Source organism: Kitasatospora sp. NPDC058063, from assembly GCF_042885395.1.
GTDB lineage: Bacteria > Actinomycetota > Actinomycetes > Streptomycetales > Streptomycetaceae > Kitasatospora > Kitasatospora lactacystinica.
This window is the reverse complement of sequence record NZ_JBHVSD010000001.1, coordinates 354,628-379,883: the sequence shown is the minus strand read 5'-3', so window position 1 is coordinate 379,883 and position 25,256 is coordinate 354,628. Positions and strand designations below refer to the sequence as shown.

The 25,256-nt window shown below is 72.1% G+C and carries 22 protein-coding genes, 1 tRNA gene and 1 pseudogene; 11 read left to right on the top strand and 13 right to left on the bottom strand.

All coding sequences use genetic code 11. The annotated features are described in order from the left end of the window. Positions 1-155 precede the first annotated feature (155 nt). Both ACFVUY_RS01785 and ACFVUY_RS01780 read left to right on the top strand, forming a co-directional pair. Complete coding sequence (locus ACFVUY_RS01785) at positions 156-938, top strand: alpha/beta fold hydrolase (RefSeq protein WP_380549865.1); 783 nt, start codon at positions 156-158, stop codon at positions 936-938. A 275-nt stretch (positions 939-1,213) separates the two neighbouring features. After that, positions 1,214-2,332: a nucleotide disphospho-sugar-binding domain-containing protein gene (locus tag ACFVUY_RS01780; protein WP_387726689.1), complete on the top strand. Its 1,119-nt coding sequence runs from the start codon at positions 1,214-1,216 to the stop codon at positions 2,330-2,332. A gap of 196 nt (positions 2,333-2,528) precedes the next feature. Here the strand turns inward: ACFVUY_RS01780 and ACFVUY_RS01775 are convergent, their stop codons facing one another. Further along, positions 2,529-3,128, bottom strand: a complete 600-nt coding sequence (locus ACFVUY_RS01775; RefSeq protein WP_387726688.1) for a cysteine hydrolase family protein — start codon at positions 3,126-3,128, stop codon at positions 2,529-2,531. Beyond that, a complete protein-coding gene (locus ACFVUY_RS01770; protein ID WP_387726686.1) occupies positions 3,125-4,393 on the bottom strand; it encodes an MFS transporter in 1,269 nt (422 codons plus the stop codon). The genes ACFVUY_RS01775 and ACFVUY_RS01770 overlap by 4 nt, the downstream gene beginning before the upstream one ends. Positions 4,394-4,538: 145 nt before the next feature. Here ACFVUY_RS01770 and ACFVUY_RS01765 point away from each other — a divergent pair, with 145 nt between their 5' ends. Further along, the gene (locus ACFVUY_RS01765) at positions 4,539-5,474 is read left to right on the top strand and encodes a LysR family transcriptional regulator (protein WP_387726684.1); all 936 of its coding nucleotides are present in this window, start codon (positions 4,539-4,541) and stop codon (positions 5,472-5,474) included. Between the two features lie 51 nt (positions 5,475-5,525). Here ACFVUY_RS01765 and ACFVUY_RS01760 read toward each other — a convergent pair whose 3' ends face one another. Then, positions 5,526-6,383 (bottom strand): choice-of-anchor K domain-containing protein, encoded by an 858-nt coding sequence (locus tag ACFVUY_RS01760; RefSeq protein ID WP_387726682.1) that lies wholly within the window; start codon positions 6,381-6,383, stop codon positions 5,526-5,528. Between the two features lie 306 nt (positions 6,384-6,689). Continuing rightward, positions 6,690-6,763: transfer RNA gene (locus ACFVUY_RS01755), tRNA-Gly, on the bottom strand. 276 nt (positions 6,764-7,039) lie between these two features. Here ACFVUY_RS01755 and ACFVUY_RS01750 point away from each other — a divergent pair. Both ACFVUY_RS01750 and dcd read left to right on the top strand, forming a co-directional pair. Further along, entirely contained in the window at positions 7,040-7,261 is a 222-nt protein-coding gene (locus ACFVUY_RS01750) for a hypothetical protein (RefSeq protein ID WP_380351225.1), read from the top strand. Positions 7,262-7,332: 71 nt separating this feature from the next. Continuing rightward, the gene (gene dcd / locus ACFVUY_RS01745) at positions 7,333-7,908 is read left to right on the top strand and encodes a dCTP deaminase (protein WP_380548121.1); all 576 of its coding nucleotides are present in this window, start codon (positions 7,333-7,335) and stop codon (positions 7,906-7,908) included. Positions 7,909-7,992: 84 nt separating this feature from the next. Here dcd and ACFVUY_RS01740 read toward each other — a convergent pair whose 3' ends face one another. From ACFVUY_RS01740 to ACFVUY_RS01725, 4 genes and pseudogenes are all read right to left on the bottom strand, one after another. Further along, entirely contained in the window at positions 7,993-8,883 is an 891-nt protein-coding gene (locus tag ACFVUY_RS01740; RefSeq protein WP_387726680.1) for a metal-dependent hydrolase, read from the bottom strand. A 154-nt stretch (positions 8,884-9,037) separates the two neighbouring features. Beyond that, the gene (locus ACFVUY_RS01735; RefSeq protein ID WP_387726678.1) at positions 9,038-10,066 is read right to left on the bottom strand and encodes a Yip1 family protein; all 1,029 of its coding nucleotides are present in this window, start codon (positions 10,064-10,066) and stop codon (positions 9,038-9,040) included. Between the two features lie 235 nt (positions 10,067-10,301). Next, positions 10,302-11,366 (bottom strand): annotated as a pseudogene (locus ACFVUY_RS01730) (sugar phosphate nucleotidyltransferase); the annotation flags it as partial. Positions 11,367-11,706: 340 nt separating this feature from the next. Continuing rightward, on the bottom strand, positions 11,707-13,932 hold the full coding sequence (locus ACFVUY_RS01725) for a heterodisulfide reductase-related iron-sulfur binding cluster (RefSeq protein WP_387691407.1): 2,226 nt from the start codon (positions 13,930-13,932) through the stop codon (positions 11,707-11,709). Positions 13,933-14,255: 323 nt separating this feature from the next. On the opposite strand from ACFVUY_RS01725, the gene dnaK reads away from it, so the two are divergent. The 5 genes from dnaK (at position 14,256) to ACFVUY_RS01700 (ending at position 19,738) form a co-directional block, all read left to right on the top strand. Next, complete coding sequence (dnaK, locus tag ACFVUY_RS01720; RefSeq protein WP_359897741.1) at positions 14,256-16,097, top strand: molecular chaperone DnaK; 1,842 nt, start codon at positions 14,256-14,258, stop codon at positions 16,095-16,097. Beyond that, on the top strand, positions 16,094-16,714 hold the full coding sequence (gene grpE / locus ACFVUY_RS01715; RefSeq protein WP_387691405.1) for a nucleotide exchange factor GrpE: 621 nt from the start codon (positions 16,094-16,096) through the stop codon (positions 16,712-16,714). The genes dnaK and grpE overlap by 4 nt, the downstream gene beginning before the upstream one ends. Before the next feature lie 146 nt (positions 16,715-16,860). Then, the gene (dnaJ, locus tag ACFVUY_RS01710; protein WP_387691403.1) at positions 16,861-18,027 is read left to right on the top strand and encodes a molecular chaperone DnaJ; all 1,167 of its coding nucleotides are present in this window, start codon (positions 16,861-16,863) and stop codon (positions 18,025-18,027) included. A gap of 16 nt (positions 18,028-18,043) precedes the next feature. After that, the gene (locus ACFVUY_RS01705) at positions 18,044-18,571 is read left to right on the top strand and encodes a heat shock protein transcriptional repressor HspR (protein WP_387727073.1); all 528 of its coding nucleotides are present in this window, start codon (positions 18,044-18,046) and stop codon (positions 18,569-18,571) included. Positions 18,572-18,748: 177 nt separating this feature from the next. Next, the gene (locus tag ACFVUY_RS01700) at positions 18,749-19,738 is read left to right on the top strand and encodes a hypothetical protein (protein WP_387691401.1); all 990 of its coding nucleotides are present in this window, start codon (positions 18,749-18,751) and stop codon (positions 19,736-19,738) included. A 69-nt stretch (positions 19,739-19,807) separates the two neighbouring features. Here ACFVUY_RS01700 and ACFVUY_RS01695 read toward each other — a convergent pair whose 3' ends face one another. Next, positions 19,808-19,993, bottom strand: a complete 186-nt coding sequence (locus ACFVUY_RS01695) for a hypothetical protein (RefSeq protein WP_387691400.1) — start codon at positions 19,991-19,993, stop codon at positions 19,808-19,810. A gap of 307 nt (positions 19,994-20,300) precedes the next feature. Between ACFVUY_RS01695 and ACFVUY_RS01690 the strand changes: the two genes are divergently transcribed. Beyond that, the gene (locus tag ACFVUY_RS01690; RefSeq protein ID WP_143204511.1) at positions 20,301-20,918 is read left to right on the top strand and encodes a hypothetical protein; all 618 of its coding nucleotides are present in this window, start codon (positions 20,301-20,303) and stop codon (positions 20,916-20,918) included. 7 nt (positions 20,919-20,925) lie between these two features. Here ACFVUY_RS01690 and ACFVUY_RS01685 read toward each other — a convergent pair whose 3' ends face one another. The 4 genes from ACFVUY_RS01685 to ACFVUY_RS01670 all read right to left on the bottom strand — a co-directional run bounded on the left by ACFVUY_RS01685 (position 20,926) and on the right by ACFVUY_RS01670 (position 25,253). Continuing rightward, positions 20,926-21,510, bottom strand: a complete 585-nt coding sequence (locus ACFVUY_RS01685; RefSeq protein ID WP_387726676.1) for a hypothetical protein — start codon at positions 21,508-21,510, stop codon at positions 20,926-20,928. Further along, a complete protein-coding gene (locus tag ACFVUY_RS01680) occupies positions 21,503-22,513 on the bottom strand; it encodes a LuxR C-terminal-related transcriptional regulator (RefSeq protein ID WP_387726674.1) in 1,011 nt (336 codons plus the stop codon). The genes ACFVUY_RS01685 and ACFVUY_RS01680 overlap by 8 nt, the downstream gene beginning before the upstream one ends. Then, positions 22,503-23,492 carry a LuxR C-terminal-related transcriptional regulator gene (locus ACFVUY_RS01675; RefSeq protein ID WP_387726672.1) on the bottom strand — a complete coding sequence of 330 codons (990 nt, stop codon included), beginning with the start codon at positions 23,490-23,492 and terminating at the stop codon, positions 22,503-22,505. Before ACFVUY_RS01675 ends, ACFVUY_RS01680 begins: the two co-directional genes overlap by 11 nt. Positions 23,493-24,143: 651 nt before the next feature. Further along, on the bottom strand, positions 24,144-25,253 hold the full coding sequence (locus ACFVUY_RS01670; RefSeq protein WP_387691392.1) for a TDT family transporter: 1,110 nt from the start codon (positions 25,251-25,253) through the stop codon (positions 24,144-24,146). Between the last annotated feature and the right edge of the window lie 3 nt (positions 25,254-25,256).

Below are 25,256 nucleotides of genomic sequence, written 5' to 3'. Positions count from 1 at the left end.
TCAAAGTGCACTGCACGGTGCAGTTGAATCACTGATCTGCACCGTGTAGTTTACTTCTCGTGTCGAGCCGCCGGGCCGCCGGTCCGAAACCGCCGTCCAGCCGCTTGCCGCACGTCTCCTGACCCACCGTCCGCCCCCTGTCGAGAGGACCCGCCATGCCCGTCATCACCGTCGGCACCGCCCGCATCCCCTACCGCGTCGTCGGCGACGGCCCCGACACCCTCGTCCTGGTGCACGGCACCGGCCCCGGCTCGGCCATGTGGGACGGCCTGCTGGACGCCTTCACCGACCGCTGCACCGTGCTGCTGCCCGACCTCTCCGGCAGCGAGGCCGCCGACGACGACGGCGCGCCGCTCACCCTGGAGGCGCTGGCCGCCCAGGTCGCCGCCGTGATCGAGGACGCCGGCCGCGGCCCCGCCGATGTCCTCGGCTTCTCGCTCGGCGCCGTCGTCGCCACCGCGACCGCCGCCCTGCACCCCGAGCGGGTCCGCCGGCTGATCGCCGCCGCCGGCTGGATCAGCGCGGAACAGGACGAGTACCTGCGGCTCTCCATGGCCACCTGGCTCTCGCTCGCCGACCACCCCGCCGCGTTCGGCGGCTACGCCACCCTCACCGCCTTCAGCCGCGGCTTCCTCGACCGGATCGGGCGCGCCGCCGTCCAGGCCAACACCGCCTACATGCAGCCGACTCCGGGCACCCTGCGGCACATCGCCCTCAACCTCGGACTGGACCTCGGCCCGCTGCTCCCGCGCGTCCAGGCGCCCGCCCTGGTGATCGGCTGCACCCAGGACGCCACCGTCCCGGTGGAGAACGCCCGCCGGCTGCACACCGCCCTGCCCGGCAGCGCCTACGCCGAGTTCGACACCGGCCACATCGTGCTCGCCGAGGAGACCGAGGCGTTCACCGGCACCGTCCGGGACTTCCTCACGGCCGCGTGACCGGCCGCCTCACGACCGGCCGCCGCACGACCGACCGCCGTACGACCGGCCGCCGCGCAACCGACCGCCGGGAGGGAGCGGGCGGCGGCGCACGGGGGTCCGGTCGGCGGGCGCGCACGGCCCGGGCGACCGGCGCGCGGAGCACACCGTTGCCCGAGAGGCAAGCCCTGCTCCAGAAAGGCCGATTACCGCGCATGGCGATCCTTATCAAATTGACTGAACGTCAACTTCAAAGGTGAGACTGCCTTGTCAGCGACATTCGCAAGGAGACCGCCATGCGCATACTCTTCACCGGCCCCACCGCGGCCGGTCACCTCTACCCGATGGTGCCCACCGCCCAGGCGCTGCGCGCCGTCGGGCACGAGGTCCTGTTCGCCGTCGGACAGCCGATCGAGCTGATCCGGTCCGCGGGCTTCCCCGTCGTCCAGATCGGCGACGGCCGGAGCCTGCGGGAGATCATCGAGGAGGCTCTCGGCGGCAAGGTCGAGTACGTCAACCAGAACAGGACCCAGGACGAGATCCTCGACATGGCGGCCGCGATGTTCGCGCGCGCCTCCCGTCCCGACGTGGACGGCCTGCTGGCGGCCGCCACCGACTGGGGCGCCGACCTGATCGTCCACGACTCCTTCGCCGCCGCCGCCCCGCTGGTCGCCGCCCAGCTCAAGATCCCGTCGGTGGTGCAGAACTTCGGTGCCAGCCCCGGCCGTCCCATGGCCGAGCTGGTGGCCTCGCACGTGTCCGACCTGTACGAGGAGCGCGGCCTGACCGGCCCGGACATCACCGCGGTACTCAACGTCGGCCCGCTCGGCGGCGACCCGGACGGCCTGCCGATGCGCTACGTCCCGTACAACGGCGGCGGCATCGTCCCGGCCGAGTTCCTCCGCAAGGCCGACCGCCCGCGGGCGGTCGTCACCCTGGGCACCGTGCTCGCCGAGCTCGACGGCGTCCGCGCGGTGGTCCGCCTGGTCGAGGCGGCGGCCGAGGTCGACGCCGACTTCCTGCTCGCGGTCGGCAGCGCCGACCTCGCCCCGCTCGGCACCCTGCCCGCCAACGTCCGCGGCCTGCCCTGGGTCCCGCTCAACGAACTGCTCGGCCGCGCCGACGCGCTGATCCACCACGGCGGCTCGGGCACCATGCTGACCGCCCTCCAGGCGGGCCTGCCCCAGCTGCTGCTCCCCCAGGGCGCGGACCACTTCCTCAACGCCGACGCCATCACCGCCACCGGCGCCGCCCTGAGCTCCACCTCCGACGCCGTCGACACCCCGCTGCTCACCCGCGTCCTCACCGACGCCGCGCTGCGCGACGCCGCCCACCGCCTGCAGGCCGACAACGCCGCCCTGCCCACCCCGGCCACCCTGGTCCCCGCCCTGGAGGGCCTCGCCGCCCGCCGCTGATCCACTGCCGGCTCCGGCCCACCCGGAGGCCGCACGACAGCCGCGGGCCGGTCGGCCTGCGGCTGTCGGCCGTCTGCGGGCGTCTGTCGGTCGGCCGTCTGCGGGCGCCCGTCGGCGGGGCCGGGTCGCGCCGGGGCTCGCCGCACACCCGCACCGGGTGGGCACGGCGTGCGGGGGCGGGACGGGTTCGGGCCCGTCAGTCGCCCCGGAGCAGGGCGCGCAGCCCGGCGGTGTCGACGACGTCGGCCCGGGAGGGGAGGACCCGGCGGAGCAGGACCTCGTGGACCTCCGGGTCCGGGTCGGCGACGCCGTCGGACAGGACGAGGAGCCGGTAGTCGCGGTCGGCCGCGTCGAGGACGGTGGACAGGACGGCGCCGCCGGTGGCGAGGCCGCAGACGACCAGCGTGGTGATGCCGCGCTCGCGCAGCCGCCGGTCGAGGTCGGTGGTGGACAGGGCCCCGTAGCGGGTCTTGCGCACGAGGATGTCGCCGTCCCCGGGCGCCAGGTCCTCGTGGACGGCGGCGGCCGGGTCCTCGTGGTGCATGGCGCGGTGCCGGGCCAGCGGGGCGAAGGTGGTGTTGGCGGCCGGGACGGCGTCCCAGTCGGCCTCGGTGAAGCCGACGCGTACGTGGGCGACGGTGCCGCCCTCGGCGCGGACGTCGGCGATCGCCCCGGCCACGCGGCCGAGCAGGGCCTCGCGGTCCCCGTCCCCGGGCAGCGCGGCCAGGATCGCGGGCTGGCAGTCCAGGACGAGGAGGGCGGTGTGCGCGGGATCGAGTGCCCGGTCGGTGCTCATGCGGGTGTCCTCCGTACGGATGGTGCGGCCGGCGGGGTGCCCGGTACGGCGTCCGGCCGCGTCCGGTCGGGTCGGGGAAGCAGGAAGGGGGTGGCGAGGATGAGCAGTCCCGCGACCGTGAGGGCGGTGCGCGGGCCGGTGGCGTCGGCGAGCACCCCGCCGAGCGCGGTGCAGACGGCGATGGACGCCTGCTGGCCGATCGACCAGGCCGACAGGGTGCGGGCGACGAGGTGCTTGGGCGTGCGTTCGAGCCGGTAGGTGGCGAGCACCGGGTTGAACAGGCTCATGTTGATGATGATCGCCAGCTCGACGGCCATCACGGTGACGAGCCCGACCACGCCGGGGCGGACGAAGACCAGGCCGATCAGCCAGACGGCCCGCAGGGTGCCGACGACCCGGAAGACCCGGTCCCGCCCGTGGCGCTCCACGACCCGCCGGGCCAGCCGGGAGCCGATCAGCCCGCCGAGGCAGGGGGCGGCGAAGGCGAGGCCGTACTCCCAAGGGGCGAAGTGGAGTTGGCGCAGGAGGAGGACGGCGAGCACCGGCTCGGTGGCCATGATCAGACCGGCGACGAGCATGTTGTTGAGGTAGAGCGCCCGCAAACCGGGGTCGCCCAGGATGTGTCGCCAGCCGTCGAGCACCGCGCCGGCCCGGAGCGGGTTCCCGCCGGCCCGGACGGGCGGCTCCTCCCGGTCGCGGATCGCGGTGACGCCCAGCGCGGAGAGCAGGTAGCCGAGCGCGTCGGCCACCACGGTGGTGACCGGCCCGAACCAGCCGATCGCCGCCCCGCCGAGCGGCGGCCCGATCGCGATGGAGCTCCAATTCGTAGACTCGAAGCGCGCGTTGGCCACGAGCAGGTCCTCCGGCCGGACGAGCGCCTTGAGGTAGGCCCCACTGGCCGCGCCGAACGCGATCTTGGCCGCGGCGATCACGATCGAGACCGCGAGCAGCTGGACGAAGCCGAGCCACCCGAAGGCGTAGGCCACCGGGATCGTCGCCATGGCCGCGAACCGGATCAGGTCCGTCGCGATCATGACCGGCCGCTTGCGCCGGAACTCCACCCACGGCGCGAGCGGCACCGCGACCAGCGCACCCACCGCGGGCCCCACCGCGGACAGCGCGGACACCTCGGCGGGCCCGGCGTGCAGCACCAGGACGGCGATCAGCGGCAGTGCCCCGAACCCCAGTCCGGACCCGTACGCACTCGCCGCGTACGCCGCCCACAGCCATCCGAACCGCCGGCCCAGCCGTTTCCCGCCCGTCATGCGCGGTGCGCTCCCCTCGACGTCCCGACCCCGGCCGAACAAACCGGGGTTGACCGGTGAGAGCCAATCGGGCGCCGCTGCGGCAGGTCAAACAACCGATTCACCCACTCCGCACAACCCCTGGTTGTTCCCTAAGGTGGGTCGCGTGGACCTCGAAGCAGTGCGCACCTTCGCCGCCATCGCGGAGGCCGGCCAGTTCCAGAAGGCCGCCGTCGACCTGTCCGTCACCCAGCAGGCCGTCTCCAAGCGCGTCGCCGCACTGGAGCGCGACCTCGGCGTGCGGCTGTTCACCCGCACCCCGCGCGGCGCCGAACTCACCATCGACGGGCAGGCGTTCCTGCCCCACGCCCGCGAGCTGCTGCGGGTCGCCGAGCGCGCGGTCGCGTCCGTGCGCGCCGGCCGCCGCCCGCTGCGGGTCGACGTGATCAACTCACGCGGCGCGGTCTCGGGCCTGATGCGCGGCTTCCACCGCAGCCACCCCGACGTCGACCTCGACGTGCTGATGCTGTTCGACATCGACACCGCCGTCGCCGCCATCCGCTCCGGCACGATCGACGCGTCCTTCCGCGCCGTCGCCGCGCCCGGCAGGCCCCTGCCCGAGGACATCGAGTCCGTCCGGGTGCTCGACGAACCGCTCCAACTCCTCACCGGCCCCGACCACGCCCTCGCGGACGCCGGGTCCGTGACCGTCGCCGAACTGGTCGGCCACCGGATCTGGATGCCCGGCATCGCCCCCGGCACCGAGTGGGGCGCCTACTACGCCGACCTGGTCGCCGAGTTCGGCCTCACCATCGAGGCCACCGGCCCCAACTTCGGCTCCGACGTGCTCCTCGACACCATCGCCGACACCCCGGCCCTGGCCACCTTCATGAGCGAGCGGACCCGCCTCGTCTGGCCCGCCGGCCACGGCCTGCGCCGCATCCCGGTGACCGACCCGACGCCCGTCTACCCCCACTCCCTCCTCTGGCACCGCGACAACCCCCACCCGGCGCTGCCCACGCTCCGCGCCCACCTCGCGGCCGCCCCCGCGGACCCCGCCGCCCCGGACACCTGGACCCCCGCCTGGGCCCTCCCCCACTGACCACCCCGAACCGGCCCGGGCAACGCGGCCCGAACCGGCCGGGACGGCACTTCAGAGAGCCTCGGTGCCGTAGCTGTAGTCGGAGATCAGTTCGCCCTCGGCGTCGGAGAGGTGTGCGGTGTCGCCCTTGTCGTTCCAGATGGCGCGTCCGCTGCCGTAGGAGTAGCCGCCCCACTCGGCATGGACTTCGTTGGTGTGGATGCGGATCCGCTGACCGGCCTTGAGCGTGGTGCCGGACGGGAAGGTGAAGTTCTGGCCGGGGTCGTCGGCGTAGAGGATCCAGCCGGAGATGTCCGCGTGCGCCGTGCCCTGGTTGACGATCTCCACGTACTCGTCGGCCTGGGTGTACTTGACCTCGCCCTTGTGGTGGACGTGGGTGATGACCACGTCCGGGGCGCCCACACGGGAGAGCACGGCGACGATGTCGGCGCTGTTGGCGCCGTTCTCCGGGCTGAGGAACCTGTTGACGATCTCTCCGTTCCGCTTGAAGCCGGTGATCACGGCGGCGTATTCCTCGCCGTCGATGGTCACGCTCTCCGGGGACACCCGCGTGGGCAGATCGACCTCGTCATCGGGCGTGGGGCCGTCGTTGGGCGTCTCGAAGTGGTGGAAGCTGAAACTGAAGTCGCGGTCCTTGTCGTCCTCTTCGAACCGGATGCGGACCACCAGATCGACATCGAACTGGTTGATGCCGCCGCCCATGATGGGGAAGTTCTGGTGGGTGAAGGTGCCAAGTGTCGCCTCTGAACCGTCGGCCTTCACTTCGACCGTGCCACCGGAGAACGAATAACCGCTCTTTCCGCCCCCGACGGGGACACCCCAGGTGATGTCGCTGGTGTTGAGGCCCGAAACGTTGGGCGGGGTCGGGGTGACAGCAGTCCAGGTTCCCGACGTCGTGACTGTGGACATGCTCGGACAACTCCTCGATTCGATGGGTGGACACGCCGCCCGCGACACGGCTGCACGCGTTTCGTGGGCACCCGTCCCTGAGGGGGCTTCGCCGGCGGATACCCACAGCGCCGGTTCGGCAGGAAGCCCGCCGCCGCCGCCGGCACACGAACGCTAGCCCCCGACCTCCCGACGAGCCCTGGGTTTCGCGCGCGATTCACCGGTTCGTGTGGCGCGGCCGGCTCCGCCGCTGCGCCGCTTCGACCAGCGCTCGAATCGGCCCGGACAACGCGAAAGCCCCAGGCCACTGGCCTGGGGCTTTACTGCTGGAGCGGGCGACGAGAATCGAACTCGCGCTCTAAGCTTGGGAAGCTCATGTTCTACCATTAAACTACGCCCGCCTGATGAGCCGTCAGAGACCGCTCGATCCAGTGTCACTGTACCCCATCTGCGACGGTGGTTGCACAGGGGGTCGGTGGACGTGGCGGAGCACGGTGGGGCGGGTGCGGGGGCGTACTGTTTGGGCCGCGTGCGAGTGCCCCGGTGGGTGGGGGCCGGGGCGGCGAGCCATGGTGAGGAATGTCCGGAACATCCCTTCGTGTGACGCTGTCCCGGGGCTCGGCCGCCGGGGCACGTGAGTACGGGTGAGTACTGGGTTAGGGATGGGAAGGGGATCGATGGAGCAGCGCGCCGTCGTTCGTTGTGCCGAGGGGCACCTGTTCAGCACCACCACGTTCCCGATGCAGAACCTCGGTCCGGGCCGGATCGGCCCCGGGCGGTTGATCCGATGTCCGCAGTGCGGACGGCTGCGGAGTTCGGTGCTGGCCGACGTGCGGGAGCTGTCGGAGCCGCAACTGGCGCGGGCGATGCGGCTGGAGGCCGCGGAGTTCCTGGCCTGAGGGCCGGCGGAAGGGCGGACGGGCTCCGGGCGGATTCGTCCGGGGCCCTTTCTTGCACGTAACCTCGAAGCGTGCTGCTCTCTGACAAGGACATCCGGACCGAAATCGACCGGGGCCGGGTCGTCGTCGACCCGTTCGACCCGTCGATGATCCAGCCGTCGAGTATCGACGTGCGCCTCGACCGCTTCTTCCGCGTGTTCGAGAACCACAAGTACCCGCACATCGACCCCTCGGAGGAGCAGCCGGACCTGACCCGGCTGGTCGAGCCGGAGGGCGACGAGGCGTTCATCCTGCACCCCGGCGAGTTCGTGCTGGCCTCGACGTACGAGGTCATCACGCTGCCCGACGACGTCGCGTCCCGGCTGGAGGGCAAGTCGAGCCTGGGCCGGCTGGGCCTGCTCACCCACTCCACGGCCGGCTTCATCGACCCCGGCTTCAGCGGCCACGTGACGCTGGAGCTGTCGAACGTCGCGACGCTGCCGATCAAGCTGTACCCGGGCATGAAGATCGGGCAGCTGTGCCTGTTCCGGCTCTCCTCGCCCTCGGAGCACCCGTACGGCTCGGAGCGCTACGGCTCGCGCTACCAGGGCCAGCGCGGCCCGACGCCGTCGCGCTCGTACCTGAACTTCCACCACACCAAGGTCTGAGCCGAAGGGCTCCGCAGAGCGCACGCACGACGGGCGGCCACCCCCTTCCGAGGTCGGAAGGAGGGTGGCCGCCCGCGGCGTTCCTCAGGCCCGCTTCGGGCTGGTGACGGCGACCAGCTCGGTGCCGTCCTCGGACAGCCGCAGCTCGGTGCGCAGCTCGGCCAGCTCGCCGAGGTGGTGCAGGTGGGTGCCGCCGCAGGCGATCTGCGCGCCGCCCTCGGGCAGCTCGCAGTGCCACTGGCGGCGGGCGGTCAGCTCGGGGCCGGGCACCTCGATGCGGACCGGGGCGTCCGCGGCGACCCAGGCGGCCAGCCGGGCGTTGACGGCCTCGGTGAGGGCCGGCAGGGCGTCGGCGAGGGCCGGGAACTCCTCGGTGGCGTCCACCGTGAAGCCCTTCTTCTTCAGCGACTTGCCGAGCCGGTAGGTGTCGGTGCTGGCCGCGGTGTCCATCACCGAGCTCGCCATGGCGAGGCTGTCGAAGTCGGGGTGGCCGAAGGCGTCCGAGCGGCCCGGGTCCTTGCGCCAGCGCGGGGCGAGCGCGGCGTTCAGGGCGAGGGCGAGCAGGTGGCAGCCGCTGTGCGAGGCGCTGAGGGCGCCCCGGCGGTCGGCGTCGACGGCGAGCGCGGCGGTGCGGCCGACGATGTCGCCGGGGTCGCCGTCGAGGACGTGCAGGACCAGCCAGGACCACTCCTCGTCACCGCGCCGGACCGGGATGTCGGCGCCGACCAGCAGCTCCCCGCCGTCCGGGCCGACGGCGCCGGTCAGGCAGTCGACGACGGCCAGCCCGGTGCCGTCCACGGTCAGGGTGCCGAGGTCGGCCGGCTGGTCCGGCCAGGTGTGGTCGAGCGGGTGGAACGGGGTCGCCTCGGTGACGACGGCGTACCGGCCGTCGGCCAGCGGGTGCACCGCGAGCACCGGGGACTCGCCGGTCACCGCCCCGGCCGGGAAGCTGACGTGGGTGGTGGGGAGGGTCATTCCTGGCTCCGGTGAAGGTGGGACGACGAGGGTGGGCGGGCCCGGCGCTCGGCCGCGGCCCGCCCCCATTCTGCCTTCCGCCCGCCGAAGGGTTCCGCCCGCCGGAGCCCGCCGGAGCCGTCCGCCCGCCGAAGGGCTCGGCCCGCCGGGGCGCTCAGCCCAGCGTCGGCAGCTTGATCAGCACCAGCAGCGCGACCAGCTGTACCGCCGAGGCGGCCGCGGCCTTGCCCCAGGGCAGGTCGTGCAGCCGCCGGACCATGCTGGTCAGCAGGTACGCGCAGAGCATCCAGGTGGCCCAGCCGACGACCTGGACGACGGCGCTGCCGGAGGGCAGCACCAGGTCGAGCAGCAGCCGGGGCGCGTCGGTGAGCCAGCCGATCAGCGCGGCCAGGCCGATGGTCGCCTTCCACGGGCCGTCGCCGCCGAGCTGGCGGGCCAGCGCGTAGGTGACTCCGCCGAAGAGCGCCCCGGTCACGGTGAAGCCGATGGCGGCGGCGAGGATGCCGGTGAGCGCCACGGTGAAGGTCGAGTTGACGATGTCGTCGTGGGTCAGCCCGATGCCGAGCACCGCGAGCGCGCCGTACAGCAGCGAGACGGTGAGGGCGGGCAGCCAGACCTGGTGGTCGCGGGTGCGGTCGAAGATGGCGGTCGGGGCGCGGAACAGGCCGGTGAACAGCTCGCGCCAGTGCGGCCGGGGCCCGGCGACGTGCGGGGCGGACTGGCCGCCGGCCCGGTAGACGGCGACGTTGTCCTGGCCGTACGGCTGCTGGTCGTACCCCTGATCGGGGTGGTGCCCCTGGTCGGGCCCGTACCCGTGGTCCGGACCGTACCCGTGGTCGGGCCCGTAGCCCTGGTCCGGGCCGTAGCCCTGCGCGGGCCCGTACGGCGGCTGCTGCGCGTACGGGCCGCCGTCCGCGTACGGGTCGCCGGTCGGGAAGGCCCGGGTGCTGCCGGGCCGGTCCGCCGCGTACGGGTCGTACCCGTCCCCCGCCGGGTGCCCCGGACCGCCGGGCGGGCCGGCGGGCCTGCCGGGACCGCCGGGCGTCGCCGCGTGTGGGGCCGTGAAGTACTCCGGCCCGTCCGTCCCCCCGTGCCCCCCGGGCACCGACGGCGGCGGAGGGGCCGACCACCCGCCGTGCGGACGGTCGGCGCCCTGACCGCTGTCGTATCGATTACCAGCCACGGTCCGAAGGTACCCGCCCGGCCCGGCCCGCGTCGGCCCCGGACGGAGCCGGGGCCGGTTTGCAGCGAGGCTGAGACGAACGGGGCCGAAAACCCGCCGGAACGACCCCCGGGAGCCCGGCAGCCCGGCACCCCGGGAGCCCCCGGAGGCGCTACCGCTGCGCGCCGACCGACGGCCCGTGCACCGCCGCGGCCGCGCTGGTGCCGGCCGGGCAGCCGCCCGGCCCGGCCGTGGTGCGGACGGCGCCGACCGGCAGCAGGGTGCCGCAGGCGATCCGGATGCCGTTCGGCAGCTCGTTGTCCGACTCCACGATCGCGCCGTCGCCGATCACCGCGCCGTCCAGCGCCGAGCGGTCGCCGACGGTGGCGAAGGCGCCCACGATCGAGTCCTTGACCAGGGTGTCCGGGCCGATCACCGCGCCCGGCAGGATCACGCTGCCCTCGACGATCGCGCCGGCCTCGACCACCGCGTCCTCGGAGACCACGGTGCCGCCGCTGAGCACCGCGCCCGGGTGGACGGTGGCGCCGGGCAGCAGCAGGGCGTCGCCGGTCGGGCCGGGGACGGCCGGGGAGTCGACCTTGCCGAGCACCAGGTCGGCCGAGCCGCGGACGAAGGCCGCCGGGGTGCCCAGGTCCAGCCAGTACGAGGTGTCGACGACGCCGCGCAGCAGTGCGCCGGTGGCCAGCAGCTCGGGGAAGGTCTCGCGCTCGACGGACACCTCGCGGCCGGCCGGGATGCGGTCGATCACGGACCGGGTGAAGACGTAGCAGCCGGCGTTGATCTGGTCGGTGACGATCTGCTCGGGGGTCTCCGGCTTCTCCAGGAACTCCAGCACCCGCCCGTCCTCGTCGGTCGGGACGAGGCCGAAGGCGCGCGGGTCCTCGACCCGGGTCAGGTGCAGGGTGACGTCGGCCCCGGCGGCCACGTGGCCGTCGCGCAGGGCGGCGATGTCGACACCGGACAGGATGTCGCCGTTGAAGACCAGGACCGGTTCGTCCGGGCCGCAGGTCAGCCCGGACGCGGCGTTGCGGATGGCCCCGCCGGTGCCCAGCGGCTCGCGCTCGGTCAGGTAGACCAGCTCGATGCCGTACGGGGTGCCGTCCTGGAAGTGGTCCTCGAACACCTCGGCCAGGTACGACGTGGCCAGCACGACGCGTGTGACGCCGGCGGCGGCCGCGCGGGCCAACTGGTGCGCGATGAACGGGACGCCTGCCACCGGCAGCATCGGCTTGGGGGTGTGGGTGGTCAGCGGACGCAGTCGCGTGCCCTTACCACCGACCAGCATGATCGCCTCGGTCATGGTCTGCGCTGTTCCCCTTGTGTCTCTGCGGCCCGGCCCGGCGGGCCGACACCTCGTCGTCGGTCTGGACCCGGCCGTCCGGCCGGCGCGGGTCGCCACCCGTCCGGGGCTTCCGTCCGGAACGGGTCGACCGGCACGAAGCCGGTCCGGGCCTACTGTATTTGCTTCCGACCGAATGCCCGTCCGGCGCCTGTGCGATTGCCGTCACTCCCCGTACGCCCGCCGTACCGGCGCGCGCCGTCGGGCCGCCCAAAAGCCCGGCCCGGCGGGCGCGTTCGGGGCGTCCACCGGGCCGGGCGGTTGTAGCAGAACTGTCGAACAGCGGGCTCTGCGGCGGGCGTTACGCGTCCACCGTCGCGGGCTGCTCCTCGCTCCCGGCCGGCGGGAGGGCCTTCACCGAGTCGAGCAGCAGCTGGGCCACGTCGACCACCTTCAGGTGCTCCTTGGCCGCGCCCTCGTTCTTCTTGCCGTTGACCGAGTCGGAGAGCATCACCAGGCAGAACGGGCAGGCGGTGGAGACGATGTCGGGGTTGAGCGACAGCGCCTCGTCCACGCGCTCGGTGTTGATCCGCTTGCCGATGCGCTCCTCCATCCACATCCGGGCACCGCCGGCGCCGCAGCAGAAGCCGCGCTCCTTGTGCCGGTGCATCTCCTGCTGGCGCAGACCGGGGACCTTGTCCATGATCTCGCGCGGCGGGCTGTAGACCTTGTTGTGGCGGCCCAGGTAGCAGGGGTCGTGGTAGGTGATCAGGCCCTCGACCGGGTTGACCGGGATCAGCTTGCCCTCGTCGATGAGGTGCTGGAGCAGCTGGGTGTGGTGGATGACCTCGAAGTGGCCGCCCAGCTGCGGGTACTCGTTGGCGATGGTGTTGAAGCAGTGCGGGCAGGTGGCGACGATCCGCTTGACCGGGGCGTCCTCCAGGGCCGCGTTCAGCGTCTCCACGTTCTGCGCGCCGAGCATCTGGAACAGGAACTCGTTGCCCAGGCGGCGGGCGGAGTCACCGGTGCAGGACTCCTCCTTGCCGAGGATCGCGAACTTCACGCCCGCGGTGTGCAGCAGCTCCGCGAAGGCCTTGGTGGTCTTCTTGGCGCGGTCCTCCAGGGCGCCGGCGCAGCCGACCCAGTAGAGGTACTCGACCTCGGCGGGGTCGATGTCCTCGCCGATCACCGGCACCTCGATGCCGGTCTCCTTCTTGAGCTCCTTGACCCAGTCCAGGCGGGCCTTGGTGGCCATGCCCCACGGGTTGCCCTTGTTCTCCAGGTTCTTGAGCATCGTCCCGGCCTCGGTCGGGAACGAGGACTCGATCATCACCTGGTAGCGGCGCATGTCGACGATGTGGTCGATGTGCTCGATGTCCACCGGGCACTGCTCGACGCAGGCGCCGCAGGTGGTGCAGGACCACAGCACGTCCGGGTCGATGACGCCGTTCTCCTCGGCGGTGCCGATCAGCGGGCGCGCGGCCTCGGCCAGGGCGGCCGCCGGGACGTCCTTGAGCTGCTCGGAGGTGGCCTTCTCCTCGCCCTCCATGTCCTTGCCGCCGCCGGCCAGCAGGTACGGCGCCTTGCCGTAGGCGTGCTCGCGCAGGCTCATGATCAGCAGCTTCGGCGAGAGCGGCTTGCCGGTGTTCCAGGCCGGGCACTGCGACTGGCAGCGGCCGCACTCGGTGCAGGTGGAGAAGTCGAGGATGCCCTTCCAGGAGAAGTGCTCGACCTGGGAGACGCCGAAGACGGCGTCCTCGGCCGGGTCCTCGAAGTCGATCGGCTGACCGTCGCTGGTCATCGGACGGAGGGCGCCGAGCGCGGTGCCGCCGTCCTCCTCGCGCTTGAAGTAGATGTTGAAGAAGCCGAGGAAGCGGTGCCAGGCCACGCCCATCGAGGGGTTGAGGCCGATGGTGGTCGCCCACGCGAACGAGATGCAGATCTTCAGCATCGCGAACAGGTAGATCAGGTTCTCCAGCGTGCCGTGCGACAGGCCGCTCAGCGCGGAGACCAGCGGGTACGAGACCAGGTGCTCCGGCCCGTACGAGTCGACGCCGTTGAGGGCGCCCTCCAGGCCGCGCAGCATCAGGATGCACAGGCCGATGCCGAGGATCGTGTACTCGACGTAGAAGGCCTGCCAGGCGATCGAGCCGGCGAACCGGGACTTGCGGCCCGACCGGGACGGCAGGCTCATCAGCCGGATCACGATCAGGACCAGGATGCCCAGGGTGGTCAGGGTGCCGACCAGCTCGACGAAGAGCTGCCAGATCGTCCAGTGGCCGATGATCGGCAGCGCGAAGTCGGCGTCGAAGAGCTGGCCGAAGGCGTTGACGATGGTCAGCACCAGGCTGAAGAAGCCCACCGCGACGAACCAGTGGGCGATCCCGACGATCCCCCAGCGGTTCATCCTGGTGTGGCCGACGAACTCGGTCGCGACGGTCTTCACCCGCTGGGCGGGCTGCCCGAAGCGGGTGGAGTCCGGCGCACCGGTGCGGACCACCTTGTAGATGTACAACGCCGCACGGGCGGCGAGCGCGGTGCCGATCACGAATGTGACCAGCGAGATGACGATCGCTGCTAGCTGCATCGGCTCTCCGTCTCCTGCGGCTTTGCGGTTGAGCAGGCTCTGCGGTTCCACGTTCTTCGGGAACCGAGTGTACTGGTCGGTAACTTGCCGGGCCGACGGCCCGGACATTACCGGTGCACAACGGTTCTCCAGAAGATTCCCAAGCTATGGCGGCAGTCACGTGGGCGCACCCCCGCCACGGCGCGGCGGGGCACTCCGGCGGCGGGCGCCCACCGATCCGCTCAGCAAAGTTGAGCGAGCCGCACTCATACCTGTTGACGCCGCCCACCGAGTCATGCATCCTTGAGCCCGTAAAGCTCAACTCTTCCGTGGAGGTATCTACGATGGCACGCGCGGTCGGCATCGACCTCGGTACGACGAACTCGGTCGTCAGCGTTCTGGAGGGTGGCGAGCCCACCGTCATCACGAACGCCGAGGGTGCGCGGACCACGCCGTCCGTCGTGGCCTTCGCCAAGAACGGCGAGGTTCTGGTCGGCGAGGTGGCCAAGCGCCAGGCGGTCACCAACGTCGACCGCACCATCCGCTCGGTCAAGCGCCACATGGGCACCGGGTGGAAGATCAACATCGATGGCAAGGACTTCAACCCCCAGCAGATCTCGGCCTTCGTGCTGCAGAAGCTGAAGCGGGACGCCGAGGCGTACCTGGGCGAGACCGTCACCGACGCCGTCATCACCGTCCCGGCGTACTTCAACGACTCCGAGCGCCAGGCCACCAAGGAGGCCGGTGAGATCGCGGGCCTCAACGTCCTGCGCATCGTCAACGAGCCGACCGCGGCCGCCCTCGCGTACGGCCTGGACAAGGACGACCAGACCATCCTGGTCTTCGACCTCGGCGGCGGCACCTTCGACGTCTCCCTGCTGGAGATCGGCGACGGGGTCGTCGAGGTGAAGGCCACCAACGGTGACAACCACCTCGGTGGTGACGACTGGGACCAGCGCGTCGTCGACCACCTGGTCAAGGTCTTCCAGGCCGGCCACGGCGTCGACCTGTCCAAGGACAAGATGGCCCTGCAGCGTCTGCGCGAGGCCTCCGAGAAGGCGAAGATCGAGCTGTCCTCGTCCTCCGAGACCTCGATCAACCTGCCGTACATCACGGCCTCCGCCGAGGGCCCGCTGCACCTGGACGAGAAGCTCACCCGCGCCCAGTTCCAGCAGCTGACCGCGGACCTGCTGGAGCGCTGCAAGGTCCCGTTCCACAACGTCATCAAGGACGCCGGCATCTCGCTCTCCGAGATCGACCACGTCGTCCTCGTCGGCGGTTCGACCCGCATGCCGGCCGTCGCCGAGCTCGTCAAGGAGCTGACCGGCGGCCAGGACGCCAACAAGGGCGTCAACCCGGACGAGGTCGTCGCCATCGGCGCCGCGCTCCAGGCCGGTGTCCTCAAGGGCGAGGTCAAGGACGTCCTGCTGCTCGACGTCACCCCGCTGTCCCTCGGCATCGAGACCAAGGGCGGCATCATGACCAAGCTGATCGAGCGCAACACCACGATCCCGACCAAGCGCTCCGAGATCTTCACCACGGCCGAGGACAACCAGCCGTCCGTGCAGATCCAGGTCTACCAGGGCGAGCGCGAGATCGCCGCGTACAACAAGAAGCTCGGCATGTTCGAGCTGACCGGCCTGCCGCCGGCGCCGCGCGGCCTGCCGCAGATCGAGGTCACCTTCGACATCGACGCCAACGGCATCATGCACGTCGGTGCCAAGGACCTCGGCACCGGCAAGGAGCAGAAGATGACCGTCACCGGCGGCTCCTCGCTGCCGAAGGACGAGGTCGACCGCATGCGCCGCGAGGCCGAGCAGTACGCCGAGGACGACCACAAGCGCCGCGAGGCCGTGGAGACCCGCAACTCCGCCGAGCAGCTCGTCTACTCGACCGAGAAGTTCATCGCCGACAACGCCGACAAGCTGCCGGGCGACGTCAAGACCGAGGTCGAGACCGCCATCGGCGAGCTCAAGGAGGCCCTGAAGGGCGAGGACATCGCGAAGATCCGCGAGGCCTCGGAGAAGGTCTCCACCACCGCGCAGAAGCTCGGCCAGGCGCTGTACGCCAACGCCGACGCCGCTGCCGGTGCCGCCCCCTCCGGTGACTCCGCCCAGGCCAAGGACGACGACGTCGTCGACGCCGAGATCGTGGACGACGAGAAGCCCAAGGGCGGTGCGGCATGACGGACAAGCCGCAGGGCGGTAAGCCCGGCGACGACTCCGCCGCCGAAGAGGCCGTGATCAAGGCTGCCGAGGAGGCCGCCGCGGCCGGCTCCGGGGAATCCGGTTCGGACGACCTCGCCACCGCCAAGCGCGAGCTCGCCGAGCGCACCGGTGACCTCCAGCGCCTCCAGGCCGAGTACCAGAACTACCGCAAGCGCGTCGAGCGCGACCGGCTGACCGTCCGCGAGATCGCCGTCTCCAACATCCTGGAGTCGCTGATCCCGGTCCTGGACGACATCGGCCGCGCCCGCGAGCACGGCGAGGTCACGGGCGGCTTCAAGTCCGTCGCCGAGTCGCTGGAGACGGTCGTCGCCAAGCTGGGCCTGCAGCAGTTCGGCAAGGAGGGCGAGCCCTTCGACCCGACCATGCACGAGGCGCTGATGCACAGCTACTCCTCGGACGTCACCGAGGACACCTGCGTGCAGATCCTCCAGCCCGGCTACCGCATCGGCGAGCGGATCATCCGCCCGGCGATGGTGGCCGTCGCGGAGCCCCAGCCCGGCAGCCAGGCGTCCGCCCCGGACGCCGAGCCGAAGTCCGCCGACGCGGACAAGTCCGACGGTGACTCGGACAGCTGACAACCTGTGACAGCTGACAACCAGTGCGCTGCGGAGTCGTACGCCGGCCAGTACGGCGGCCGGCTCCGCAGCGCTCTGTCAGCAGCCGTTTGCTCACCGGCTGTTGACAGCACAGTGACGATGGACATCGGGAGGTGGCGGAAGCCATGAGTGGCAAGGACTTTGTCGAGAAGGACTACTACAAGGTCCTCGGCGTGCCCAAGGACGCCACCGCCACCGAGATCAAGAAGACCTACCGCAAGCTCGCGCGCGAGTTCCACCCCGACGCCAACAAGGGTGACTCCAAGGCCGAGGAGCGGTTCAAGGACATCTCCGAGGCGTACGACGTCCTCTCCGACGAGAAGCGCCGCAAGGAGTACGACGAGGCCCGCAGCCTCTTCGCCAACGGCGGCTTCCGGGCCGGCGGCGCCCCCGGCGGCAACGGCAGCTACAGCTTCGACTTCGGCGACCTCTTCAGCGGCAGCCAGGGCGGCGCCGGCCAGGCCGGCGGCGGCCTCGGCGACGTGTTCGGCGGCCTCTTCAACCGCGGCGGCACCCGGCAGGCCCAGCCCCGGCGCGGCGCCGACGTCGAGACCGAGGTGACGCTCTCCTTCGAGGAGGCGGTGGACGGCGCGACGGTCCCGCTGCGGATGACCAGCCAGGCCCCCTGCCGGGGCTGCAACGGCACCGGCGCCAAGTCCGGCACCACCCCGCGGGTCTGTCCGACCTGCGTCGGCGCGGGCACCGTCAGCCGCGGCCAGGGCGCCTTCGCCCTCTCCGAGCCGTGCAAGGACTGCCGCGGCCGGGGCATGATCGTCGACGACCCGTGCCCCGACTGCCACGGCAGCGGCCGGGCCAGCTCGGCCCGCACCATGCAGGTCCGGATCCCGGCCGGCGTCCAGGCCGACCAGCGCATCCGGCTCAAGGGCAAGGGCGCCCAGGGCGAGCGCGGCGGGCAGCCCGGCGACCTCTACGTGACCGTGCACGTCGACCCCCACCCGGTCTTCGGCCGCAAGGGTGACAACCTCACCGTCACCGTCCCGGTGGCCTTCCCCGAAGCCGCGCTCGGCGCCACCATCGAGGTGCCCACGCTGAACGGCCCGACCGTGAAGCTCAAGCTGCCCCCGGGCAGCGCCAACGGCCTCACCATGCGCGCCCGCGGCAAGGGCGCCACCCGCAAGGACGGCACCCGCGGCGACCTCCTCGTCACCGTCGAGGTCGTGGTGCCCCAGCACGTCACCGGCGACGCGCTGAACGCCCTTGAGCAGTACCGCGAGGCCACCGCCTCCGACGATCCGCGCGCCGCCCTGTTCCGGGCGGCGAAGGGAGCGTGACGACCAGATGTCCCCGATGTCCCCGATGAACCCGATCGACCCCGACACCCCGATCGGCCCCGGCCTCGGCGAGGGCCTGCCCGGCGCCGGCCCCCGCCGCACCCGCCGCGCCGCGGCCCCGCCGACGTACGTCCTCACCGAGGACACTCCGGTGTACGTCATCTCCGTGGCCGCCGAACTGTCCGGTCTGCACCCGCAGACCCTGCGTCAGTACGACCGCCTCGGCCTGGTCTGCCCCGACCGCACCGCCGGCCGCGGCCGCCGCTACTCCGCGCGCGACATCCAGCAGCTGCGCGAGGTCCAGCGGCTCTCCCAGGACGAGGGCATCAACCTGGCGGGCATCAAGCGGATCATCGAGCTGGAGAACCAGGTCACCGCCCTGCGGTCCCGGGTCGCGGAACTGGTCGACTCCCTGGAGGGCGCCGCCACCGCCCTCCAGCAGCGCGAGGCCGCCGTCCACGCCTCCTACCGGCGCGACCTCGTCCCGTACCAGCCCCCCACCCCGCAGTCCAGCGCCCTCGTCGTCTGGCGCCCCAAGCGCTGACCGAAGCACCCACCGGCCGCCGGCCCCTCCTCTCGGGGGGTGCCGGCGGCTGCCGTGCGGTGAGAGAGTGCGGTCGTATTCCCTCTCCGGGGGACTCACCAGATCTGGCATGCTAAAACTCGTTCAGCACCAGCGCTGATGGGACGCAGGTAGCACGGTAACGGCAAGGAGTCGCGAATGAGTGGACGAGAGCAACCCCTTGCCGCCGGCTTGACCATCGTCTCGCCAGAAGCACGGGAGCTATATCTCGCCGTCATCCGAGGAGACGGCAAACTGCCGTTGGACTCCGATGGCGACCAGGGTGATCCCGCGCGGGACGAGCTGGTGCGGATCGGCCTTCTCATACCCGACAGCGATGATCCGAATGTTTTCGTGGCCGCCGACCCCGCGCAGCTCTCGACAAGCCTCAGCCATTCGTGGCAGCGTCAGGCACTGGAACTCCTGTCACGCGCCGTATCGCTCCCCTCCGAACTGCAGGATCTCGCCCGGGAATTCCACACCCCGAAGCGGTCCGGAGGATCCATAGAGCATGTGCGGGGGAAGGCGCTCATTCGGCAGCGACTGGAGCAGTTCAGGGGTTCCGGGTTCGAGGAGGCCCTGGCGCTTCAACCCGGCGGCCCCCGGCAGCCGGATCTTCTCGCCGGAATGATCGCATACGATCTGGAGACGCTCCGCAGTGGGACGAAGATGCGGACGATCTACCACGCCAGTACCCGGTACCACCAGCCGACCAGGGATTACGTCGCCACACTCGCCCAAGTCGGCGGCCAGTACCGCACTCTTGACGAGCCCTATACGCGGCTCATAGTGATGGATCGGCGCGTGGCAGTGATCCCGATCGACGATGACATGAGCCTCGCGGCCTTCATCTACGACCCTGCCGTCGTCGACTATCTTGCCAATGAGGTCTTCGAGCAGTACTGGAGCCGGGCCCTGGAATTCGAGGGCGACCGCACGGTGCCGCAGCAGGTCGTGTCACGCCTGCGTCAGACGATCATTGACCAGATGCTCGAAGGGACCAATCACCGAGTTATCGCGCGACGCCTGGGAATTAGCGAGCGGACATTGGCCAGACATATAGCCGAAATGCGAGACGACTACAAGGTCGACTCGCTATTCCAACTCGGATATGTCCTCGGCCGAAAGGCGCAGGGGACTTCCGACTGACTCGCCCGGCCGGCTTCAGGCGGGTCCGTCAATAATCTGGCACGCGGCCGTGCAGTTACCCGGCCGCGCTCACTGCCAGGAGATGTCGTCTGCGATGCTCACGGAGGCATTGACGGCAATCGCGTCGTGCGAGTCGGCAGCACTCACGAGAGAGCCGGCACCGAGCACGGCGGCGACGGCAACCAATGAAAGCACAACCACGCGGACAAATTGGTGCATATCAGTCACGCCCTCACTTTTCTGGAGAATCGCCACTAGAAGCGTCAAGCAGGATAACGGTCCACATGGTGCCACGCCAGGGGGAGGCTGTCACCTGCTTCCGCATGCGGGGGTGTGCGTCATCTCTCTGCCAGTCATCCAGATGACACAGGCCAACCCTGGACGCGGCACGGAGATGCGATGGACGATCAGTTCGCCCTCAATGGTCTCGGCAGGGTGCCACACCTTGCCAATGTACCGTCAAATACTAAACCGTTCAGCAGCGGCATCAGTCCACCGAGCAGACCACATCCAACGCATCGCCGACACTCACTCCCCCGGTCGGCCTTTCCCCGGAGTCGACATGACCGAGCCCTACCTGCGTCACCACGACAGCCAGGCCCCTGAGGGTCGGCGTGCACGTGTGTTCCTGGCCGCCCCGCTGATGCGACTGACCGGGCCGGCCGACAGCGTGGTGACCCTCGCCAGCCGGACGCGGCTGACGACGCTCCGCACCACCCTCCTGCGCAGCGGTGCCGCCGTGTACAGCGCGCACCACAGCGACGCCTGGACCATCTCCGGCCGCGCGCCGGAGCCCCGCGTCCCCTCCGACTTCCGCGCCCTCCAGTCCGCCGACCTCGTGTTCGCCTACGTCGGCGCCCCCCTCTCGGCCGGCGTGAGCCTGGAGCTCGGCTGGGCGTCGGCGCTGCGCAAGCCGATCGTCCTCCTGGTCGACGAGGCCATCACCCACAACCCGCTGATCGCCACCATCGAGCAGGTCGCCCCCGTCCTGCCGCTGGTCTTCGACGACACCTGGTCGCAGGAGGCCCTCAACCACACGGTCGAGACCGCGCTCGACTGGGCGGGCATGGCGCTCTCCCTGCGCGAGGGCTTCTGGACCGCCCCCGGCGAGCAGTTCAACGTCCCCCGGCAGCAGCCCGCCGTCCCCGGCTACTGGCCGACCGGCGCCGCCACCGGCTGAGCGGCGGCTACCCACCGGACTCCCCCGTCCGGGATCCCCGCCTCCGCCGGCCCCACTGGAACAGCGTCTCCGCGTCGAACAGCTCACGCAGCCGGGCGATGTGACCGGCCACCGTGCGCTCGCCCAGCCCCATCCGGCCGGCGATCGCCCGCTGCGTGAGGCCGCGGGCGACGGGTTGGGCACCGAGCGCCTCGTGCGGGTGGTCCTTGACCAACTGCGAGACCGGGTACCGGATCCCGGCCATGCCCCTCAGCCGGCGGACGCCTCCACCCGGCTCGCTCCGCCGCGGCACCGCGTCATGGGCCCGGGTGGGTTCGCGCAGCTGCTCGGGGATCCGGTCGGCCTCGGCCAACAGGCGGGTACCGGCCTTCCGGAGGTCGCCTCCGATCCGCTCGCCGACCGCCCGGGGATCCATCGCGCTGTCCGAACCGTCCACCAACTGCGGTACCGGCAGACCGAGTTCCACCGGCCGTCGGAGCGCCGGCCCGTCCTCCGCGCCGACTTCGGCCGCCCGCACCCGGCCGCCCTCGTGCAGGACGGCGAGGTGGAGAGCGCGAGCTGCGGCGAGCGGGGTGGCGGGCGTGTCAGTCATGGTGCTCGCCCCGCAGCCGCCAGCCGAGGTGGAAGAGGGTGTGGGCGCCGTAGCGGTCGCGCAGCCGGGAGATGTGGGCGGCGACGGTGCGTTCGCTCACGCCCAGCCGGGTGGCGACGGCCCGTTGGGTGAGGCCGCGGGCGAGCAGCCGGCCGATCCGCACGGTGGTGACGGACGGCGGGTCGAGGTGGCGGCCGGCAGGGGTGGCGCGGGCCCAGTCGCGTTCGAACTGGGCGGCGAGGTAGGCGACCGTGGTGGGGTCGGTGAGGAAGGCGGCCCGGCTGAGGTCCTCGGCGGCGGGGATGACGGCCACCGCGCGGTCGAAGACCAGCACCCGCTCGTAGGGCTCGGCGAGGACCCTCACCTGGGCGCCCTGCCCGGTGCGCAGGACGACCTGGCTCCGCACGGCGGTGTCGGCGAGGGTGACCGGCTGGTAGAGGGTGCGCAGCGAGCAGCCGCGGCGGAGCAGCGAGAGGTCCTGGGCGAGGGCCATCCGGAGGCCTTCGAGCGGGCGCGGTCCGGGCTGAGCGGCCAGGACCTCCTCCCGGCATTCCGAGACGAGTTCACTGACCCGCCCGCGGACCTCGGCGGCGCCGACGACGGTGCCGCCGAGGGCGACGGCCGGGGAGCCTGTGGCCGGGGAGCCGACGGAACCAACGGCCCGGGACCCGACAGCAGGGGACCCGGCCGCCGGCGACCCCCCGACCGGGCCGCGCGCCTCGTCGTAGGCGCGGGACAGCGGCCCGAGGGTGCCCGGGAGCCGCTCGGCGTGCCGCAGCAGGCGGACGGCGCGGGTGCGCAGTTCCAGGCCGATCCGGTCGCCGAGGGCGCGCGGGCTGGCGGCGGTCCAGCCGGTGGCGGTGGGGGTGAGCAGGCCGCGGGCGACGAGGGCGGCCAGGGTGGGCCGGTCGGCGGGGGCGAGGTCCTCGGGGCGCAGCCGGCCGCCGGCCCGGACGGCGGCGAGGTAGAGGGACCGCTCGGCCGGGCCCGGCTCATCGGTCATCGCGGGCGCCCCGCATCAGCCAGCCGAGCTGGAAGAGGGTCTGCGCGCCGTAGCGGTCGCGCAGCCGGGAGATGTGGGCGGCGACGGTGCGTTCGCTCAGGCCCAGCCGGGTGGCGACGGCGCGCTGGGTGAGGCCGCGGGCGAGCAGCCTTCCGACCCGGTCGGGGATGGTGCGGGCGGGTGCCTGGCCGAGGGCGGCGGCCTCGGCGGTGTCGGCGCGCGCCCAGTCGCGTTCGAAGGTGCCGACCAGGTAGGTGATGGTGGCCGGGTCGGTGATGAAGGCGGCGGTGCTGTTGTCGTCGTTGGCGGAGATCACGGCGACGGAGCGGTCGAAGACGATCAGCCGCTGGAAGGGCTCGTCGAGCACCCGGATGAGCGAGCCGTGCCGGATGACCTCCTCGGCGTAGGCGAGGGCGGGCGGGTCGGCGAGCGCGACCGGTTGGTAGATGGTGCGCAGCGAGCAGCCGCGCTGGAGCAGTTGGACGTCCTGGAGGAGGGCGACCTGGAGGGTGTCGGCGGGCCGGTGGCCGGGCTGGGCGGTGAGGACCTCGGAGCGGCAGTCGGAGACCAGCTGGGAGATCCGCTGGCGGATGTGGACGTGCCCCTCGACGTGGACGGCGCCGCCGGCCCGGTCGGTCGGGCGGGGCATCGCGTCGTAGGCCCGGGTGAGGCCGTCCAGGGCGCCCGGGAGGTTCTCCGCGCGGACCAGCAGCCGGGTGGCCTCGCTGCGCAGTTCGGCGCCGAGGCGGTCGCTGACCGAGCGCGGGCTGACCGCGGTGTAGCAGCGGTCCATCCGGTTGACCATCAACAGGCCGATGTCGATGAGTTGTTGGAGCGCTCCCCGGTCGACGTCGGCGACCTCGCCGGTGGGGACGCGGCCGCCCTCGGCGATGATGGCCAGGTAGAGCTGCCGGGCGGCCTCGTCGGGCTCCTCGCCCACGGGCCCGTGGTGCGGTGTGACCGCCGGTTCCGCCGTCACGTCGCACTCTCCCTGCCGAACGCCTCTCCCCTGGTCTGCCCGTGCTCCCCGCCGCACGAGCCGTGGCACCGGTGGGCCCGGCGGGCTCACGGTACCGGTGGGCCGGTACGGCGTGATCATGGATCAGGCGGTCACGGTACCGGGTGGGACGGCGGACCCCGGGTCCGGGTGCCGTCGCACGCCGGGTCGTCCGGGGGCCGCCATCGGTACGCCAGTCAAGGCGCTCCCGTCGAGGCGGAGCAGCAACGCCTCGACGGGATCCGGTCCGGGGGCCATCACCACACATGGACCCCGGCCCGGCGCTCTTCCCCCCCGTTCCACCGGCGCGGGATGTCGCACCTGCGGTCAGCATCGAAGAGCGTGTCGCCACCATCGGGCTGCGGTTGCCCGGACGACTTGGCGCGTCTCCACCCTCACAGCGTGACGGCCGGTGAACAAGTGCCGCCCGAGTGCATGTTCGCGCAATTGCAGCTACCTGCATCCGGCCGCGGGCGCGACGGTCCGGACGGCTGGGTGGATTCCGGTGGAACCGGGGCGGGCCGGGGGCGTCGGCACCACCCGGCAGCGCCGTTGCCCGGCCGTGCGCGTTCCTGCACCGGCCGCGCGCTCCTGAGCTGCGTGTTCACGCAGGCCCGGGGGTCCGGCGCCGCCTCAGCGGGCCAGCAGCCGGCCCCGTGCCAGCCCGGCGGCGGTGCCGCCCGCGGCGAGCACCCAGGCGAGCGCCAGCAGCAGGTACAGGCCGACGGCCAGGCCGCTGAAGCCCCCGAAGCCGGTGTGCCGGGCGAGCGCGGAGGCTCCGGTGACGCAGGTGCCGACCGGGAAGGTGTACGCCCACCAGGTCATCGCGAACGGCATCCCGGCCCGCCGGGCCCGCAGGTTGGCGGTGAGCGCGACGGCCAGCCAGAGCATGGCGACGCCGATCACCGCCACGCCGTACAGCTCGGCGAGGTCGACCATGGCGGGCGCCAGCGCGGGCAGCACCGGGCGGGCGGCGTCGGCGAGCTGGTGGACCGCGGTGACGGACTGGCCGAGCGGGCCGAGCACCAGGAACAGCGAGGGGGTGAGCGCCAGGGCGGGCAGTTTGCTGTGGAGCAGCCCGGTGAACACCACCGGCAGCAGCACCAGGGTGGCCAGCAGGCCGATCCCGAACAGCGCCCAGCAGCCGTACAGCATGGCCTGCTGGGCCGTCCCGGCCGGCAGGTGGGGGACGAGCGCGGGGCCGCAGGCGGAGGCGACCAGCGGGGCGACCACGGGCAGCAGCCAGGTCGGGTTGGCCTCCAGGGCGGAGAGCCGGTGCCGGGTGATCATCAGGTACGGGATGCCGCCGGCCACGGCCAGCGCGTACAGGGTGCCGAGGGTCCACAGCACCGCGTCCAGGGCGACCGCCGGGCCGGTGCCGATGACCCGGGAGCCCAGCAGCAGGGTGCCCAGCCCGACCGCCAGCAGCGCCATCGGCGGGCAGCCGTAGAAGACCGCGGTGGCCGGGTTGTCCAGCAGCTGGGCGCGGGCCGCCTCGCGGTGCCGGGTCAGGTGGACCAGCCGGGCCCCGGCCAGCACCAGCAGGGCGGCCAGCGCGAGCGCCCACATCACCTCGCCGAAGGCGGTCAGCCCGGGCGGCCGCACCGGCAGCACGGCGGCGCCGTTCGCCAGGATCGCGGTGCCCATCACGGCGGCGTACCAGTTGGGGCCGAGTTGGGCGAGGTCGGGCCGGCGGCGGACGGCGGGGTGGGCGAGGGGGCGGATACCGGCCAAAGTGGACATGTC

Excerpts from the sequence above, each read along its gene's own strand:
- ACFVUY_RS01785 (WP_380549865.1), top strand. The coding sequence starts at position 156 with ATGCCCGTCATCACCGTCGGCACCGCCCGCATCCCCTACCGCGTCGTC.
- ACFVUY_RS01780 (WP_387726689.1), top strand. The coding sequence starts at position 1,214 with ATGCGCATACTCTTCACCGGCCCCACCGCGGCCGGTCACCTCTACCCG.
- ACFVUY_RS01775 (WP_387726688.1), bottom strand. The coding sequence starts at position 3,128 with ATGAGCACCGACCGGGCACTCGATCCCGCGCACACCGCCCTCCTCGTC.
- ACFVUY_RS01770 (WP_387726686.1), bottom strand. The coding sequence starts at position 4,393 with ATGACGGGCGGGAAACGGCTGGGCCGGCGGTTCGGATGGCTGTGGGCG.
- ACFVUY_RS01760 (WP_387726682.1), bottom strand. The coding sequence starts at position 6,383 with ATGTCCACAGTCACGACGTCGGGAACCTGGACTGCTGTCACCCCGACC.
- ACFVUY_RS01750 (WP_380351225.1), top strand. The coding sequence starts at position 7,040 with ATGGAGCAGCGCGCCGTCGTTCGTTGTGCCGAGGGGCACCTGTTCAGC.
- ACFVUY_RS01740 (WP_387726680.1), bottom strand. The coding sequence starts at position 8,883 with ATGACCCTCCCCACCACCCACGTCAGCTTCCCGGCCGGGGCGGTGACC.
- ACFVUY_RS01725 (WP_387691407.1), bottom strand. The coding sequence starts at position 13,932 with ATGCAGCTAGCAGCGATCGTCATCTCGCTGGTCACATTCGTGATCGGC.
- dnaK (WP_359897741.1), top strand. The coding sequence starts at position 14,256 with ATGGCACGCGCGGTCGGCATCGACCTCGGTACGACGAACTCGGTCGTC.
- grpE (WP_387691405.1), top strand. The coding sequence starts at position 16,094 with ATGACGGACAAGCCGCAGGGCGGTAAGCCCGGCGACGACTCCGCCGCC.
- dnaJ (WP_387691403.1), top strand. The coding sequence starts at position 16,861 with ATGAGTGGCAAGGACTTTGTCGAGAAGGACTACTACAAGGTCCTCGGC.
- ACFVUY_RS01705 (WP_387727073.1), top strand. The coding sequence starts at position 18,044 with ATGTCCCCGATGAACCCGATCGACCCCGACACCCCGATCGGCCCCGGC.
- ACFVUY_RS01700 (WP_387691401.1), top strand. The coding sequence starts at position 18,749 with ATGAGTGGACGAGAGCAACCCCTTGCCGCCGGCTTGACCATCGTCTCG.
- ACFVUY_RS01690 (WP_143204511.1), top strand. The coding sequence starts at position 20,301 with ATGACCGAGCCCTACCTGCGTCACCACGACAGCCAGGCCCCTGAGGGT.
- ACFVUY_RS01685 (WP_387726676.1), bottom strand. The coding sequence starts at position 21,510 with ATGACTGACACGCCCGCCACCCCGCTCGCCGCAGCTCGCGCTCTCCAC.
- ACFVUY_RS01680 (WP_387726674.1), bottom strand. The coding sequence starts at position 22,513 with ATGACCGATGAGCCGGGCCCGGCCGAGCGGTCCCTCTACCTCGCCGCC.
- ACFVUY_RS01670 (WP_387691392.1), bottom strand. The coding sequence starts at position 25,253 with ATGTCCACTTTGGCCGGTATCCGCCCCCTCGCCCACCCCGCCGTCCGC.